The sequence below is a fragment of the Staphylococcus sp. SM3655 genome (assembly GCF_016917315.1).
GTDB classification, from domain to species: Bacteria; Bacillota; Bacilli; order Staphylococcales; family Staphylococcaceae; genus Staphylococcus; species Staphylococcus aureus.
The window spans coordinates 2668368-2686128 of the sequence record NZ_CP070305.1; the positions used below are offsets into that span (position 1 = coordinate 2668368).

A 17761-nucleotide genomic window follows, 5' to 3' on the forward strand; every position below is an offset into this window, starting at 1 on the left:
TTCTCGATCACAACTATTTTTATTAGTAACAGCATATTTATTTTTTAAATTTTAATGCCAAATAAACGAGATGACATTAGAAATTAGATATTTCTTGTCATCTCTTTTTTAAAACTCAAATGAACTTATGTTTACAAATTATAGGAAGACATTGTTTGTAGTAGTTTTCGCTTAAATCCTATTTATGAATTGATTGAAAACATTGCTTAGGATTCATTGTGTTATCCTTGCACTTTGATTACGCTTTACTTAAATCATTATCGACAATCAACATACTTATATTTTCATTGAGCCGAACCTTATATAAACATTACATATACCTTACTTGCACAAATTATTAATCTGGTGTTTATTATAATTACATATCACTATATTTTTAGCATTTGTATGACTTAGTTGGTCAAAAGATGCTTTTGCATATGCCCTGCCATATCCATTTTTTATATTATTCAAGTTTTCAAATACTCATGTCACACGCGCCTTTTTCATAAGTGATGCTTTATTAGCAAGAAGATGTGTTCGCAGAAATTTATTCTGCATTCTACTTCTACGCTAGTCAATCAGCCAATTTTACCAAACTCCACTTTCGCGTTTCAAATCAAACAATACGTCGCCCCTTTCTTCTTATATAACAATTCTTCTAACATGATATGTTACTATTGAATTACTGAACCTGAGTTAGTTATAATCTAACTTATATTGAAAAGAGATGAGGCGTAAGATATGTTTTTATGTAAAAGACAAATTGATATCAATGCACGATTTGGTTTGCCTAGAATTGCATTTATGAGTGCAGTTGCAACCATCATTATGTTTTTAGTTAGTTATGAAGTAATGTATTTTTTATCTAATACGCCATTATCAGATAGACATTTTCTCATCTTTTTATTACTTGTATTTATGACGTATCCATTACATAAAAGTATACATTTATTATTTTTCTTACAATATAGAAAATCGTTTAAAGTTCATAAGTTAACTAAAAGAAAATGGCTTATATTCTATAATACCTACGTCAATCAACCTGTACACAAATTTTATTTTTGCATTAACTTAATATTGCCGTTAATTATCTTATCTGCAATGTTCGTTTATCTAACAATTTCATTCCCGCAATATGGACATTATTTTATGTTCTTATTGGCATTGAATTTCGGTATTTCCATTACAGATTTATTATATTTAAAAATAATTATATTTTCTAATTATGGACAATATATAGAAGAACATAGTACAGGTATTAATATTTTGAAAAAAATTAAAAATCCATATCATTTATAACAAAATAATTATAGCAAGGTGTTATTATTTGTTTTTAGGCTATGTAATAGCTTACAATCAAATGTATATAGACCTTGTTTTTTTATTTTCATCAATTTCTACCCCTAAACCTAATGCTCTAGTCTGATGTCATGGGTTATTGATTGGTGATAATATAAAACTATGTTATATTCACGATGATTAACTTACAAAGGAGTTTCAACTATGAAGATGATAAACAAATTAATCGTTCCGGTAACAGCTAGTGCTTTATTATTAGGCGCTTGTGGCGCTAGTGCCACAGACTCTAAAGAAAATACATTAATTTCTTCTAAAGCTGGAGACGTAACAGTTGCAGATACAATGAAAAAAATCGGTAAAGATCAAATTGCAAATGCATCATTTACTGAAATGTTAAATAAAATTTTAGCTGATAAATATAAAAATAAAGTTAATGATAAGAAGATTGACGAACAAATTGAAAAAATGCAAAAGCAATACGGCGGTAAAGATAAATTTGAAAAGGCCCTTCAACAGCAAGGTTTAACAGCCGATAAATATAAAGAAAATTTACGTACTGCTGCTTATCATAAAGAATTACTATCAGATAAAATTAAAATCTCTGATTCTGAAATTAAAGAAGACAGCAAGAAAGCTTCACATATTTTAATTAAAGTTAAATCTAAGAAAAGCGACAAAGAAGGCTTAGATGATAAAGAAGCGAAACAAAAAGCTGAAGAAATTCAAAAAGAAGTTTCAAAAGATCCAAGTAAATTTGGTGAAATCGCTAAAAAAGAATCAATGGATACTGGTTCAGCTAAAAAAGATGGCGAATTAGGTTATGTTCTTAAAGGACAAACTGATAAAGATTTTGAAAAAGCACTATTTAAGCTTAAAGATGGTGAAGTATCAGAGGTTGTTAAATCAAGCTTTGGATATCATATTATTAAAGCTGATAAACCAACAGACTTTAACAGTGAAAAACAAAGCCTGAAAGAAAAATTAGTCGATCAGAAAGTACAAAAAAATCCAAAATTATTAACTGATGCATACAAAGATCTATTAAAAGAATACGATGTTGACTTTAAAGATCGTGATATTAAATCAGTTGTCGAAGATAAAATCTTAAACCCTGAAAAACTTAAACAAGGTGGCGCACAAGGCGGACAATCCGGCATGAGCCAATAACACAAAACCGAGCGACCGTGGTTCAAAAATCATACCACGGCCGCTCGGTTTTTTCGCATTAAAAATCGGACAGATGAGCTCATGTTTCAGTATACTCATCTGTCCGATATCTTTTAATTCTTAATCGAGTGATTCAGGATTGTAGAATCTACGATTTTCAAGACCAAATATTTTATCTGTAAACTGACCCTTGTCAGTTTTTTTATAAGCCTTTTCAAACATATTCATTCTAGCATCGATGTTATCGATATAGCATAAAATTTCTGCTTCTTTTAAGTATGGCAGTTTTGGCGAACCATACTCTAACTTACCATGATGAGATAAAATCATATGTCTTAACAACATGATTTCTTCTCCTTCAATGTTCAATTCACGAGCTGCTTCAACTACTTCATCACTCGCAATCGAGATGTGTCCTAATAAGTTACCTTCGACTGTATACGACGTCGCAACAGGACCACTCAATTCTCTAACTTTACCAATATCATGCAAAATAATACCACTATATAACAAACTTTTGTTTAACAATGGATAAATGTCACAAATTGATTTTGCAATACGTAACATCGTTAATACATGATAGCTTAAGCCACTCGCAAAGTTATGATGATGAGAACTAGCAGCTGGATATGTGTAAAATCGTTCTTGATATTTTTTCAATAAATGACGTGTGATACGTTGTAAATTAGCATTTTCAATTTCTAGCAAATAATGAGAAATCTCTTCTTGTATTTCTGCCGGTGATAAAGGTGCACCATCTACAAATTGTTCTGTTTTTAATTGATCTTCAGTTGTCGCTAGTCTAATTTGGTTGACTTTCATCTGTTTATTTCCGCGATAGTTTATGATGTCACCTTTAACATGTACAATTTCTTCAGGCTTGATTGTTGCCATATCATTTTTTGTAGCCGTCCAAAATTTCGCTTCAATTTCACCACTTTTATCTTGCAAATGTAATGTCATATAATCTTTACCTTGTGCTGTTACACCCTGTGTAGCTTTATGCACTAAGAAAAAGTGATCAACTGAATCTCCGGGATTTAGATTCTCTATATTTCTCATCGTTTCCCGCCTTCCTCTATTTTGTTTAATGTAATCACTTCTTTTGATGGAACAATATTATCTTTTACACATGTAAAGTATAGTACTTGATAGTGTTCTGATAATGATCGTAAATAATTCAACATTTTTTCAGTACGCTTTTTATCAAAATGAACAAATGCATCATCAACAATTAATGGGAACGGATAATATGGTCTTAGTACCTTAATTAAACTGATACGTAAAGCTACATAAAGTAATTCTTTTGTAGATTGACTTAGTTCAACAGGATCATATAATTGACCATTAACATGTTTAACCGTAATTGAATCTTCATTATAGTTAATCATTGTATATCTGCCATCTGTTAAATGCTTCAATATTTCTACCGCTTCATTAATAACTTGAGGCAAACGTTTATCTTTAATTTGTTTAATGTGTTCATCAACTAAACTTTGTAAATAACTTAAACTTGCCCAATCTTTTGCGATATCATTAAGTTGATTTTTAAGACTGTGATATTCATGTCTTAAATTAGCAAGCGTTGTATCAGTTTCCATGTGATTGATTTGTGCACTTAAATCACTGACTTGTGCTTGCATTTCAAGATATTGCTCATTATATTCGTCAACTTGAGTAGCCAATAAATGATCTTCTTCTTCAAGTTGTGCAGTTGTTTTTTCACTTAAACTAGAACTTAATTCATAAGAATAGTTTTGGTTCTCAAGATATTTAGTTAAATCATTAAAACGACTCAAATTACTAGTATAAGTTTGGTAATCTTCATGATGTTGGTAAAAATCTTCTTCAGTACCAACATTGATAAAATCGAATAGTGCTGTAATTTCTTTATTATTTTCTTCTAATTGAGCATTTAAATGATTTAATTCATTTGTAACAAGTTTGGTATTTTCAGCATTAATACGCCATTTTTCATTCGTGTCTTCAGCTGATTTCAACCATTGTTGCACATCGTGGAATAAAGATAATTTGTTGAAATAAACAAATTGTGATTTTGTAACAGCTTCAGCATGATTGTAGAATGTATCTAATTCTTGAACCAATTGCTGGCGTTGTTGATTTAAATCACTGATATGTTGATCTAATGCTTTAATATTCGCCATTGTAGAAATACTATCAACAATTAAATCATTTGAAATTTTAGATGATAAGTATAATTCATCCTTAACGTTCTCAACTGTCGATTGTAATTCATCATGACGCCCTTTCGCATCATTTAAACGACCTTCAATATACTGACGTTTCTCTTCTAAAATATCTTTATTTTTCAAAGCTTGTTGCCAGTGATCACGAATGCGATATTGCTCATCAAGATCAAAATCTAAGTCATAATTTTCATCTAAAATGGCTAGTTGTGCTTTAATTTCTTCGATTTCATCTGTGATGGCCTCGCTATAATCTACTTCTTTTGATTTAGACATGATGATACCGATAACAAATACTAAAGTTAATACTGCGAAAATAATACCAAACAACATGTTGTTTGAAATAAATGAGAAGGCAGTTAAACCAATACCTACTAATGTTAAAAGAATAAACGTTGTTCGTAACAATTTTTGACGTTTTTGTTTTTCTTGTTGCTCAATTTCGAAACGTTCTTTCAATTTGCTATACAAGTTCTCTTTTTCGTTTAATTCAATGACTTGTTGTGAGTATTCTTTTTTCTTTTCAAAAGTCTCTTCAGGAACTATTTTTTCTTCAACAGAATCTAGTTCGCTATGAACCGCATTATCTTCGATTTTATTTTCTTCTAAACTACGTTCTAATTGTTTAATGTATGCAGCTTGTTCTTGTTTATTCTTGATTTGCTCACTGACATAACTTTTCATTGCCTCTGAACTATCTACGTCATGATGCGTTTCAGACCAACCAATATTTGCTTGCAATTCATCTTTATCACGTTGTTTATTCGCAATATCCTTTTCGATTGCAGTAAGTTCAAATTCTTTATTTTTAATTTCATTTTCTTGTTGATTCAAACTAATGAAGGCGTCAATATCAGATTGTTTAACTGGCTCTAATTGAGTCGCTTCTTCTTTAAGTTGAGCTAAACGCTCATTTCTTAAACCAATATCTCTTTCTAACGATTGCTTATGCGCTCGTGCTTTTTCGTAACGATCCACACCTTTTTCTGGGAATGTGATTGGCTCAATATTTAACTGTTGTTCTAGAGACTTCCATTCTTGTGAATGATCATGTAAAGCAACCTCTTTTTGTTTTTCTTCATGCATTTTTGATAATTGATTTAAATTATGCTTTAAATTCTCTAATCGACGTGATGATTTATCTCGATCATCTACTAAGCGATGATATGTTTCTAGCTTAGCTTCTTCTTCACGAATTTGACTTTCTAGTTGTTTTAATTGCTCAATTTGTTGATTAATGATCGGATTTTTACCTGATTTTTTATATAATTCATCTTTTTTACGATTAATCACTTCGCGCATTGACGTGAATTCAGTTGATCCTAAAGCCCCTGCTTGTAATAAATAATCTTGCAATTGTTTTTCATTTAGATTTCTATGAATGTCTTGAAGCCCTAGTACATCAAATGAAAAGATACCTTGATATGTCTTTTTAGAAATATAATTAAGTTTCTTTTGTAACCAAGCATCATCACGCACAGCACCATTAGGTAAATATACTTTCACATCACCTTGAGCACTGCCTTTAATTCGTTCAACTTCAATCTCTAAGCCATCATCAAGAATAAGTACTAATTTACCACCGTATTGGTTACCTAGACGTGGTTCTAGCCTTGGTTCTTTAGACTTTTTAGTTGGAAAACCAAATAATATCGAATGGATGAATGCTTGAATCGTCGATTTACCCGCTTCATTTTCACCAAAAATTTCAGTGAAGTTTTTATTAAATTCAATTTTACGTTGAACAAATTGACCGTAACCATAAATTTCAAGTGATTTAATTATCATTTTGTTCACCTCTCATTTCAGCTTTTAATATTTCTTCAGCACGATTAACTAATGCTGTATGGTCGAATGTTCCATAATCGTCTAGGAACTTTGATGCCCTTGGATTTAAATATAAATCTGACATCGCTTTATCAAAAACAGTTTGATCGACTAATAATTCCGCTGAAAATTCATTAACTAAAGGTGACTCATCATTTTGTGCATATTGTATTTTTAACTCATCAATATATACAAATTGATTTTCGTTTTCTTCATAATCTGTAATCATTTCTTCAACTTGTAATAAATCTTGAGGTGAAATTAATGTCTCACTATTAATAACAAGCGTTAAACGATAAAAGGCTTTTCCTTCTTCTCTCACTTGTTCTTTAAAGTTTTGAATGATCTCGTATAAACCTTGCTTAGATGTCTTATCCGTTTCAATAGTTGCTTCTTCAAATCTAATATACTGTGTAGGATAAAATTTAGTCTTTAATTTTAAGTGGTCACCCTCGATTAATAAGCAACCTTTTTCACCTTGCTCATTAAAATGTCTACCTTGAATATTACCTGAATAGTTAATTACAGGCATATCACTTAATTGTTGACGTTCATGTATATGACCTAAAGCCCAATAATGATACAATTTACTGTTTAAATCTTCTAAAATGAACTCGGTATATCTTTCGTTAACTGAAGATTTACTATACGTACCATGCAAGACACCAATATGTATGCCTTTTTGGCCTTGACTTGATGGATATTCATCAATCTTGTTCTCATAACTTGCTCTATTTTCATAACTAAATCCGTGAATATAAATTGTTTCACCAGATTTAGTAATTGCTTCATACGTCTCAACTTTATTTGAAAATACAGAAACATTATCTGGCCAGTTTGATGAAATCTTTGATGATAAAGGATCGTGATTACCATGACAAACATAAACAAAGATTTGTTCATTTTGTAAACGTTCAAATTGCTGTTTTAAGAAAATTTCAGCACGTAATGTTCTGTTTTCACTATCAAATAAATCACCCGCGATAATTACAAAATCAACATCTTGTTGTAATGCAATATCTACAATATTTTTAAAACTTTCATAAGCACTTTTTTGAACATCCTCAAAAATTTTAGGGCTTATATGACTCTTAGATTTGAAAGGACTATCTAAATGTAAATCCGAACAATGAATAAATTTAACCATACATCCATATCTCCTTAATTAAAGGTTCTAACATCAATTTTGCAAAATCCAACTATACAAAGCATTCTAATCACTATATTCATACTTATAGGTGTAGTGATTCATTAGCTGATTTATTAAAACCAGTCGCCATTTTTATTTCGTTAAAAAACTATTATCTACACAATAATAAAGTGCTTTAGTCAAATCGTGATGTTTTATTTATTAACAAGTTTATTATTTCTTCATTTTACCATAATACGCTTCATATCGTCGATGAACATATGAAATTGAGACACATTTATAACAGTTTAAAATTTTATTTGTAGCGTACGTTGATATTTTTCAAAAATTTCAGTCGGAAATGCAATTTCCGTAGTTATTAACACCGCTAGTGAACCAACTGACACATTAAAGATTTACATGATTACTCTACTAGATTTGCTCGGCAGTAATGACCAATTAGAAACTAAATGTCAAAACTATCATTGCACTTAATACGCCAAACATTTTCAGGCCGTTCTTAATGAGTCATTAAAAGTGAAACGCTTTTCCATCAGTCCGATACATGACCGAACTAATAGTATTATGTTGAAAACTTTACACTTCAAAATGCAAAAAGGAAGTTAGGACACGTTTACTAGCCTAACTTCCGTTATCAAGCTCATCTGCCCGTTTTGGCATAGAGCTAGCCATGTTTGATTGCCCAGCTTCCGTCGTCCATTCTGAGCTAAAGCTAGGACATGTTTAGTAGCCTAAATTCCGATACTGAACGCATCTGCCCAATTTGACAGAGAGCCTCTAACTTCCGTTATCAAGCTCATCTGCCCGTTTTGGCATAGAGCTAGCCATGTTTGATTGCCCAGCTTCCGTCGTCCATTCTGAGCTAAAGCTAGGACATGTTTAGTAGCCTAAATTCCGATAGTGAACGCATCTGCCCAATTTGACAGAGAGCCTCTAACTTCCGTTATCAAAACTAAAAAAACTACCCACAAAGTCTCGGACTCTGTCGGCAGTCTATTCCTCTATTTAAAGGATTGAAAAATATTATTTTAATATTAGTCAGCGTAAATTTCGTCTAATGGTTTAACGATAATTTGGTTGATTTCTTGGAATACTTGACTCATTTTTTGTTCAGCATTCATTAATGCAGAGATGTTTTCATCTTTTTCAATTGCTTGCGCTTGTTCTTGCGCTTTTTGTAAATCTTCTTCAGCAATTTCTTCACCTTGCATTTGTTTTTGTTGGAAGTTAATTTGAGTTTCACGGAACTCGTCGAATAACTTTTTAGATTCTTCGTTAGCTTTTACATTAGCGAATGCTTCTTTGATTGCTTTGTATTCTTCGCTTTCTCTTAAAGCTTGTTCTAATTGATTTGCATAATCATATAAATTTACTGCCATGGTTATAGCACTCCCTTTGTTGTGATGTTTATTAAAACGTTCGATATTACTTTACCACATCTCGCTTTTTTAGACAAAGATTGCAACCAAACCTTGGAAAAATCCAATAATACCACCTAAAATGAAACCTAATGACATAATCAACTTTAGTTCTTTGTTAGCAATTTCTATAATTAATTTTTCAATATAATCTAAGTCAAACGTATTAATTTGTTCTTCAATTAATCCTCGTAAATCCACTTTTTTCATAATTGTAGATAAGTGGATCGATAATTTTTCAATGATTAAATTTGCTAATTTGCTAGAGAGTTGACCTTCTAAATAATCAACGAATTGAGGCATTAACGTAACCACTGGCTTATTCGCTTGTTTGCTTGCATATGTTGTTACATACACTGATAGATTTTCAGCGATTTCATTAAACTGCGATGCATCTAACAGTTCATTCAATGGTTTATCTTTAAAAGTTTGATATTCATTGGTAATTAACGATGTCACAATTGTTCTTGCTTTAGGATGAGATGTTAAACGTATAAGTTCTTGTTGAATGCGATCTGCAATGCTCTCTTTTGTCATAAACATTTGCAACATACCAATTAACTTACCTTTCTCATTGAAAAAAGTATCCAACATATCATTAATATCTTGTGTGCCTTTTGCAGATGATAAATAATTCCTTGCACGATCACATAATAAGTCTGTTGCGTTATCTACATGCTGATCTAAAAATGTTACAAGTTGATTTGGCAATAAAGATGCTATTGTTTGGTTTTGATGCTTTGTATAATAATTATTCAATTGTGATTCAATATATTGATTTCCATTAGTTTGCAATACTTGTTCTAAATCAATATCGATTTGAGAAGTAATTTGTTTTATTGACAATTGATCTTTCGTCAACTTTTGTAACTGCTGTTGAATCATAGATTCTATTGCTTGCTGTGATTGCTCGCTTTTTAATTTTTCATTAATTAAAGTTTCTGTAAGCAAATGCTCTTCAATCACTTGGCCAATTTTAGTTGCAATTTCTTCGCGTCTTTTCGGTATTAAACCTGGTGTAAATGGGACTCTAAATTTAAATATATAGTATGGTTTAAAGGGGTGAAACAGCATTCTAATTGCAATTACATTAGTAATGCCCCCAATTATCGCCCCTACTACAATCATAAATATGATAATAAATAGTGCATTCATAATTTTGACTCCTTTGTGACAACATAGTTATTCATTATACCACTATTTTTATTTTTTAATTCATTAATCATTTCACTTTCTGCTCAATTTATTATTAGTTTACATACAAAAAGCGATGCCTCACCTCTCGAAACAGGTGTGTTACATCGCTTTTATTATTTATTAAAAGTATATAGGCCTAGATATGTACTAATTCTTCTTTAGCATTTCTGTTAAAGTATGTTTCAGCTTCTCTCATTTTAGAAGTACCGAAAATTGGTTGGTTATCTGGATTTAATACACGATAAATATTGCTTACTTTGTTACTTTGTAAAATGTACCCATTACGAGTCTCAATGTTATTCCAATAAATATCACTTGTTGGTGCATGGTTTGGATAAGCACAGTGATTTCTTGAAATTGTTTGAACGATTTCTAATGGATCACAGCCAAATGTACTGTTTAATACTTCAGAGTCTCTGAATAATGCACAAATTGAAATACAAGTTGTCCAGTTTGGTAATACTCTCTCTTTTTCGATTTGTACTAAAGTCTTTTTAGAAAGTCCAATTGTTTGCGCCATAGTATCTTGCGTATAACCAGCCTCTATACGAACCATTTTAAATTTTGTTTGAATTAAATCTGTAAAACTCTGTCTATCCATTCTGTTATCTACCTTTCTGTTTGGGGAATTTTATCCGGACACAAGAAATTGCAATAATACACATTTCTTGAAACACAGATTACATCTTAATATATTTTTAATAAAATGAAAAGAGTCAATTTCACATTTGTATTAAATTTTGATCAAGTCAACAAGAGTTAAGTTTACTTTATAATGAAGCGAAAGTAAATGAAGTAAAATTTTATGCATAATCACTAGATTTGATAAAACTTACACTTTTATAATGATATCAAATTTACAAAGAAAACTGTATAATAAACCCTATCGCTATAAAAAATTCATCAAAATCAGATTAAAAATTGTCTATTTTTCGACAAATATTTAAAAGCTCATTCTAAATCAACTTATTTTCCATTGCATAAATTGCTGCTTGTGTACGATCGCTAACTTGTAATTTACTAAATATATGACTGACATGTGTTTTAATTGTTTTTTCAGATACAAATAAAGTTTCTGCAATCTCTTTATTTGTTTTACCTTTAACCATTTCACGTAACACTTCAATTTCTCTCTTTGACAACTTATTCGTGTAGTGTGGTTTTTGGCTAACTGTTTCGAATACATCTTGTGCCTTAGGATGTATCATTTTTTCACCGTTCATAACTCGTCTAATAGTTTCAATTAATTGCTGAGGCTCAACGTCTTTCATTTCATAACCATCAGCACCTTTATTGATTGCTGAAATTACATGTTCATCATCAACATAACTTGTTAATACCAAAACTTTAATATCCGGATAATGTGCCTTAATATATTCCGTAATTTCAATACCATTCATGCCAGGCATCACTAAATCTAATAGCACAATATCAGGGTGCTCATGCTCTTTTAAATATTCTAAAAATGTTTCTCCATCTGCAAAGTCTTGTAAAACTTCTATGTTTTCAATCGTGGATAATAAAAATCGCAATCCTTGTCGCACAATATAATGGTCATCTACTAATATTACTTTGTTCATGGGTTATCTCCTTAAATCAAGCTATTTTATAGGAATTGTGAATTGTATTTGTGTACCCTTTGTTGGCTGAGAATGAAAGGTCACTTTACCTCTTAATAATTTAACTCTTTGTTTTATGTTATTAATACCGTGTGATGAAGCTATCTGAACATTATCGATCTCAAATCCTTGACCATAATCAATCACGTCAATATATAGTATATCGTTCATTTGTTTTAATGTAAGATCCATTTTATTCGTATCAGCATGTTTCTTAACATTATTAATACACTCTTGTAATGCTCTATATATGTTTTCTTCGATTTCATTAGATAAATCGATTAAACCTTCTACATTTACATTTAATTGTATATGCATTAATTTACTATATGCTGTCAAAGCATGAATTAAACCTTGCTCAAGTCCAACTGGCTTAAGTTGCCAAATCAATGCACGCATTTCATTAACGGCATTTTGACTCGTTTCCTCAATCGTCTTGAATGCTTGTTTAGCGATGGATTCGCTTGACATGCCATACGCAGCATGTGCTGTTAGTTTTACAGAAAATAACATTTGATTTACTGAATCATGTAAATCTCTAGCTAAACGATTACGTTCATTAATTTTTGCTGCTTCTTTTTCACGGTCTGTTAAATAAATACGTTTGATGGCTGACCCTAATTGAAATGCGACAGACTCTAGCAACTCTAAATCTTCATCACTATATATTTCAGTATTTGGTGACGCTACATTTAAAATGCCAAATTGTTCTTGACCCGATTTAAGTGGTACCGTTGCATGATGTGTAATATTGTCATTTTGGCTAGGAAATGCTTTAGAGGCTAAGTTAATACGAGAACAATTGACGATATTCGACGCTTTCATTAGCCTACGTTGATTAAATGCTTTCACACACCAACAAGACCCATCTTTAATATAGTGACAGTGGTCTGCTGTCAAAGATTGTGGTAGAGCCACATGTGATACAAGTTCATGTTCACCTACGCTATTGATGAAAAATATCCAGCCTGTCGTGAAATTACTGCCCTCAATTAAATATTTTAACGCACCTTGGGTCATGCTATACATTTCAGTTTCTTCGTTTAAAAATTCGGCAATCTCTTTTAATAAAGCTAGTCGCGTCCTTTGTTCCATCAAATCGCTCCAATTCATTTTTACGTGTATTAACTATTATACATTGAGTTATTATATTTTTAAATCTTAGACGTGAACATGATAAAATGGCCTTGATTACTCAATAGTTATATTTCGGAGAACTGATTTGTGATATGATATTAAAGACTATAGGAGGATTTTATGAAATTTAAAATACCAGAAAACTTTAATGACTTAAGTTTACGAGATATTTTCCAACAACTTAAGGTACCTAAAAAAGATTTACATCATTTAAATATGTCTAAAGATATTACTATTAATGATAAACCTGCGCGATTAATGGATAAAGTGCATACTGGCGACGATGTATTTGTTCCAACCATCGATGAAAAAAGTAATTATGTTCCAAGTTATCGTTATGCACAAATTAAATACGAAGACGATGATATGGCAATCGTAATGAAACCTAAAGGTGTTAAGACTCACCCTAATGATTTAAAAGAAAGCAATACTTTAATGAATCATGTGATTTACACTATTGATAGTGACTATGTCGAACCAATTCATCGACTGGACCAGGAAACAGTAGGATTATTAATTGTTGCTAAAAATCCTTTAATGAAAAAAATTCTTGATCGCATGTTAGAAGACAATGATATTACGCGGATATACAAAGCAAATGTTAAGGCACTTTTACCTTTAAAACCACAAACGATTGATATGCCAATTGGTAAAGATAAATTCCATTCGAATAAACGACGTGTGTCTCCTACTGGACAGCGTGCAATTACACACATTTTAACTTCAAAAATGATAAAAGAAGCTGTGTGCCAACTTGAAATCAAGTTGGATACTGGACGTACTCATCAAATTCGTGTGCATTTAGCTGAAATTGGTCACCCTGTTATTGGTGATCCTTTATATGGTGATTCAACGTTAAGACAATTAGAACTTGAAAGTTACAAAATAGAGTTTGTGCACCCCTTGACTAAGGAAGTCATTTCCGTTTCTTTGGATGACTAATTTGATTAGTTTTGCATGATATTTAAACATGCAATACCGCATTGTAACTAAATCAAGTATCAACTTAAATCGGATAGATGGAAAATTATTAATTTTTTCAGATGTTCGGTTTTTTGTTTTTTACGATGCTTAGGATTTTATATTTTGATATTTTAGTAATTATTCATTTTATAACATCCTTGGATAATAACTTGTAGTCTTTTTCAACTGCGTTACGTGTATCTATGGACAATACATGACATCATAAGATTTTTATCACAGGTTGTTTGGCCAATACATGTACAACAATTCATCATATAAAAAATAGGTTCTATAATAAAACGGACTCCATGAAAAGTTTTTCCTTTTCATGGCTCTATATCAAATCGGACTTATAAGTTCAATTTGACATAGACAAAAAATAAAGCTTGAACACTATAATGCCCAAACTTTATTTTATATTAATATTTAATTAATGAGGATCTACCATATCTTCTGGTTTAATCCATGCTTCAAATTGTTCTTCTGTAACATATCCAGTTTGAATTGCAGATTCTTTTAAAGTTAAACCTTCTTTATGGGCTTTCTTAGCAATTTGAGCTGCTTTTTCATAACCAATATGTGGATTTAATGCAGTAACTAACATTAATGATTGATTTAAATAATTATCAATATTCTCTTCGATTGGTTCAATGCCCACTGCGCAATTGTTATTAAATGTTTCCATACCATCAGCTAAAAGGTAAATTGATTGTAGTGTATTATGCATAATAACTGGTTTATAAACATTCAATTCAAAGTTACCTTGTGAACTTGCGAAGCCAACAACTGTATCATTACCCATTACTTGGACTGCAACCATTGTTAACATTTCACATTGTGTAGGATTAACTTTACCAGGCATAATTGATGAACCTGGTTCATTTTCAGGGATAGAAATTTCTGCCAAACCAGCTCGTGGCCCTGAAGCCAACCATCTCACATCATTAGCAATTTTCATTAAGTCTCCTGCTAGCGCCTTCAATGTTCCATGTAGTTGTACTACTTCATCATGTGCTGTTAATGCATGGAATTTATTTTCAGAAGATACAAATGGATAACCCGTATTTTCTGAAATATAATGTGCCACTTTATCACCAAATTCAGGATGCGCATTAATACCAGTACCAACAGCCGTACCACCGATGGCAAGATTTAAAATGTGCTTCTTAGATTCAGATAACATTATTTCGCAACGGTCAAGCATATAACGCCAGCCACTAATCTCTTGTCCTAGTTTGATCGGCGTTGCATCTTGTAAATGTGTACGACCAATTTTAATAATTGAATCAAATTTGTCTTCTTTTTCTTTCAAAGTATTTCTTAAAAGTTTTAATGCAGGTTCTAATTTTGTTTCAACCTCTTGATATAATGCAACGTGCATAGCAGTTGGGAATGTATCATTCGAACTTTGTGATTTATTTACATCATCATTTGGGTGGATACTTTCATCAATTTGATGATCTTTTAAATACATATTAGCAACATAACTTACTACTTCGTTCACATTCATATTACTTTGTGTACCGCTTCCTGTTTGCCATACAACTAGTGGGAAGTGTTCATCTAATTCACCTGATAAAATTTGATCACATGCGTATACAATAGCATCTTTCTTTGCCTCGCTTAATTTTCCTAAATCAAAATTAGCTAATGCTGCTGCACGCTTTAGTTGTGCAAAACCATAAACTACTTCGATTGGCATACGCTCTTTACCAACTGGGAAATTACGTTTACTTCTTTCTGTTTGAGCACCCCAATATTTATCTGCAGGTACTTCTATTTCTCCAAAAGTATCATGTTCAATTCTTACTGACATTCAATTTCTCCCCTTATCACTGTTTATTTAACTGTAGTATATCATTAAATAATTTAATTGAGCAATTTATGATTAAAACGTTTTCATAATTTGAAATAAAAATACACTAATCGCACGTGTTCACCCTTTATTACAGTGATACGGTCATACGATTAGTGTGTTATCTATCATTATTTAGTTATTATTGAACTAAGTTTAATTACGATACTTTGTTTTAGTAGCTTCAACCGTAGCAATAGCTGTAAGTATATATAATACAGCACTAACAATTGTCGTATATGGATTTAGAGCAACAAGCGTACCTAATACTCCTGTTAAACTCGCATAAAACCCATCAAGTGTATAATACAATATTCCTGTTATTAATAAACAACAAATTACACTTATTACAATACCTGATTGATTACTTTTAATGAATGTTTGCGCATTAACATCATCGATTAATCCTTTTGATAAATTGAGTTGTAATTTTATTACTTTGAAAATAACAGGTAAATATAATGCCCCAATTGCCAATGGAAAAGCTTTAATTGATATTAAACTTATAATAACTGTTGCTATCAATAATTGAATCCAGTATTTTCCTAACATAAATATATAAATCTCCTCTAATTTCATTCTTCAATAGCATATCATAATCTTGGCATATTAAGAAACGCGGTTTAATGATTTCATTAAAAATATTACTGATAGGTGACTTCTTTCAATTATGTCTGGAGTAATTAATTATCAATTCCGTTTAAATGGTGTTTTAATATTTAAAATTGAATTTTTGATATATTACTATGTCTGGTACACAAATCAATGTTTTATGCTTTACAAAGTTATATTGGCAGTAGTTGACTGCAGTCCACAACATAGAGGATTCGGAATGTCAGCTTCTATTTCATGCAAGTTGGCGGGGCCACAACAAAGTGAAATTGGATCCTCAATTTCTACAGACATTGCAAATTGGGGAAACGGGCCACAAACTCAGAAACTGGCGGAAAGTCAGCTTCTATGAATATAATAAAAAGCTAGGTAACAAAATGCTACCTAACTTCATATTCAAGATTATCAATCCTATTTGATATAGGTTCTATACTATTCATTGTTTACATGATAAATAGCTGAATATTACACAATTATAATACTTTACTGACTGTCTTCTTCAGAATTCTTTTCTTGATCATTTTGATCAGAAATTTGTTCCATTTCTTTACCTAATTCTTTTAAATCTTCAAAATCAGTTACCATACTGTTTTCTTCTTCATGATAATTTAATTTTGGATCTTTGTCTTTAGACATAATCAATACCTCACAGATTTTTAATTAAGCAAAGCGTGACGTAAAGTAAGCTTTAACATCTTCAGGTAAACCTGCAGCCGCTTCTTTATCAAGAATAACATTTACCATTCTATGTGCTTTTAAATCGGCTGGTTCGAAGCTTGTTTTACCATTTTCTTGATATAATTTTTCAACTACATCTCGTTTATTAGCACCTGTCACTACTAAGAAAATTTCTCTTGCTTCCATTAGTCCTTGACGAATACTAACATTTAACTTACCTTGCTCATCGATAGAAACAACTTGTAATGTTAATTTCCCTTTATTTTCTTTAGTTTTAATCTTATCAGCGATTAATTCGATTGCATCTTTTTCATAAGCAATTGGATAAACTTGACCTGCTGGTACACCTAACGCTTCGAAATATGATTTTTTATCGTCATAATCTAAAATATTTATTTGGCTAAAATCAACAGCATGTTTTTCAACATTTTTCTTTAATTCATCTAGAACTGGCGCTTGATCTGTGTCTAAATGAAAACCTGCAATTGTAGTAGGATTATTGTTAAATTGCTTTCTAATAATATCAGCAGCATATTCTGCTACAAGTTGACTATTGTCAAAGACTTTAAAGTTCATTGCCATGATTTCTACACTCCTCTTAGTTTGCATTTTACATAAAAACGGCGATATTAATAATTATTATACCCTAA

Annotated in this window: 16 protein-coding genes; 3 read left to right on the forward strand and 13 right to left on the reverse strand. The window is 31.1% G+C overall.

All coding sequences use genetic code 11. The features are described from left to right. Positions 1 to 723: 723 nt before the first annotated feature. Entirely contained in the window at positions 724 to 1281 is a 558-nt protein-coding gene (locus JQN76_RS13025; protein WP_000477963.1) for a DUF3267 domain-containing protein, read from the forward strand. 204 nt (positions 1282 to 1485) lie between these two features. Then, entirely contained in the window at positions 1486 to 2448 is a 963-nt protein-coding gene (gene prsA / locus JQN76_RS13030; protein WP_000782121.1) for a peptidylprolyl isomerase PrsA, read from the forward strand. Between the two features lie 120 nt (positions 2449 to 2568). On the opposite strand, the gene yhaM is transcribed toward prsA, so the two are convergent. The 9 genes from yhaM to JQN76_RS13075 form a co-directional block, all read right to left on the reverse strand. Then, the gene (gene yhaM, locus JQN76_RS13035; protein ID WP_001244180.1) at positions 2569 to 3510 is read right to left on the reverse strand and encodes a 3'-5' exoribonuclease YhaM; all 942 of its coding nucleotides are present in this window, start codon (positions 3508 to 3510) and stop codon (positions 2569 to 2571) included. Continuing rightward, positions 3507 to 6443, reverse strand: a complete 2937-nt coding sequence (locus tag JQN76_RS13040; protein WP_000584628.1) for an ATP-binding protein — start codon at positions 6441 to 6443, stop codon at positions 3507 to 3509. Before JQN76_RS13040 ends, yhaM begins: the two co-directional genes overlap by 4 nt. Then, a complete protein-coding gene (locus tag JQN76_RS13045; RefSeq protein WP_000238223.1) occupies positions 6433 to 7629 on the reverse strand; it encodes a metallophosphoesterase family protein in 1197 nt (398 codons plus the stop codon). Before JQN76_RS13045 ends, JQN76_RS13040 begins: the two co-directional genes overlap by 11 nt. Positions 7630 to 7919: 290 nt before the next feature. After that, entirely contained in the window at positions 7920 to 8018 is a 99-nt protein-coding gene (locus JQN76_RS13050) for a hypothetical protein (RefSeq protein ID WP_031797668.1), read from the reverse strand. Between the two features lie 648 nt (positions 8019 to 8666). Then, on the reverse strand, positions 8667 to 9011 hold the full coding sequence (locus JQN76_RS13055; RefSeq protein WP_000290301.1) for a YlbF/YmcA family competence regulator: 345 nt from the start codon (positions 9009 to 9011) through the stop codon (positions 8667 to 8669). Between the two features lie 69 nt (positions 9012 to 9080). Further along, on the reverse strand, positions 9081 to 10205 hold the full coding sequence (locus JQN76_RS13060) for a DUF445 domain-containing protein (protein WP_000992524.1): 1125 nt from the start codon (positions 10203 to 10205) through the stop codon (positions 9081 to 9083). Between the two features lie 178 nt (positions 10206 to 10383). Continuing rightward, positions 10384 to 10848, reverse strand: coding sequence for an XRE family transcriptional regulator XdrA (gene xdrA / locus JQN76_RS13065; protein WP_000375864.1), 465 nt, complete (start codon positions 10846 to 10848; stop codon positions 10384 to 10386). A gap of 355 nt (positions 10849 to 11203) precedes the next feature. Further along, positions 11204 to 11827 (reverse strand): response regulator, encoded by a 624-nt coding sequence (locus tag JQN76_RS13070; RefSeq protein WP_001045133.1) that lies wholly within the window; start codon positions 11825 to 11827, stop codon positions 11204 to 11206. A gap of 21 nt (positions 11828 to 11848) precedes the next feature. Then, positions 11849 to 12961, reverse strand: a complete 1113-nt coding sequence (locus JQN76_RS13075) for a GAF domain-containing sensor histidine kinase (RefSeq protein ID WP_000437970.1) — start codon at positions 12959 to 12961, stop codon at positions 11849 to 11851. A gap of 162 nt (positions 12962 to 13123) precedes the next feature. Between JQN76_RS13075 and JQN76_RS13080 the strand changes: the two genes are divergently transcribed. Continuing rightward, positions 13124 to 13945 (forward strand): RluA family pseudouridine synthase, encoded by an 822-nt coding sequence (locus tag JQN76_RS13080; protein WP_000669376.1) that lies wholly within the window; start codon positions 13124 to 13126, stop codon positions 13943 to 13945. 451 nt (positions 13946 to 14396) lie between these two features. Here the strand turns inward: JQN76_RS13080 and fumC are convergent, their stop codons facing one another. The 4 genes from fumC to JQN76_RS13100 all read right to left on the reverse strand — a co-directional run bounded on the left by fumC (position 14397) and on the right by JQN76_RS13100 (position 17693). Next, a complete protein-coding gene (gene fumC, locus JQN76_RS13085) occupies positions 14397 to 15782 on the reverse strand; it encodes a class II fumarate hydratase (RefSeq protein ID WP_000116229.1) in 1386 nt (461 codons plus the stop codon). Positions 15783 to 15977: 195 nt separating this feature from the next. Continuing rightward, positions 15978 to 16373 carry a hypothetical protein gene (locus tag JQN76_RS13090; RefSeq protein WP_000901023.1) on the reverse strand — a complete coding sequence of 132 codons (396 nt, stop codon included), beginning with the start codon at positions 16371 to 16373 and terminating at the stop codon, positions 15978 to 15980. A 543-nt stretch (positions 16374 to 16916) separates the two neighbouring features. Beyond that, on the reverse strand, positions 16917 to 17069 hold the full coding sequence (locus tag JQN76_RS13095) for an SAS053 family DNA gyrase inhibitor (protein ID WP_000031108.1): 153 nt from the start codon (positions 17067 to 17069) through the stop codon (positions 16917 to 16919). 24 nt (positions 17070 to 17093) lie between these two features. Beyond that, positions 17094 to 17693 (reverse strand): 6-phosphogluconolactonase, encoded by a 600-nt coding sequence (locus JQN76_RS13100; RefSeq protein WP_001251224.1) that lies wholly within the window; start codon positions 17691 to 17693, stop codon positions 17094 to 17096. Between the last annotated feature and the right edge of the window lie 68 nt (positions 17694 to 17761).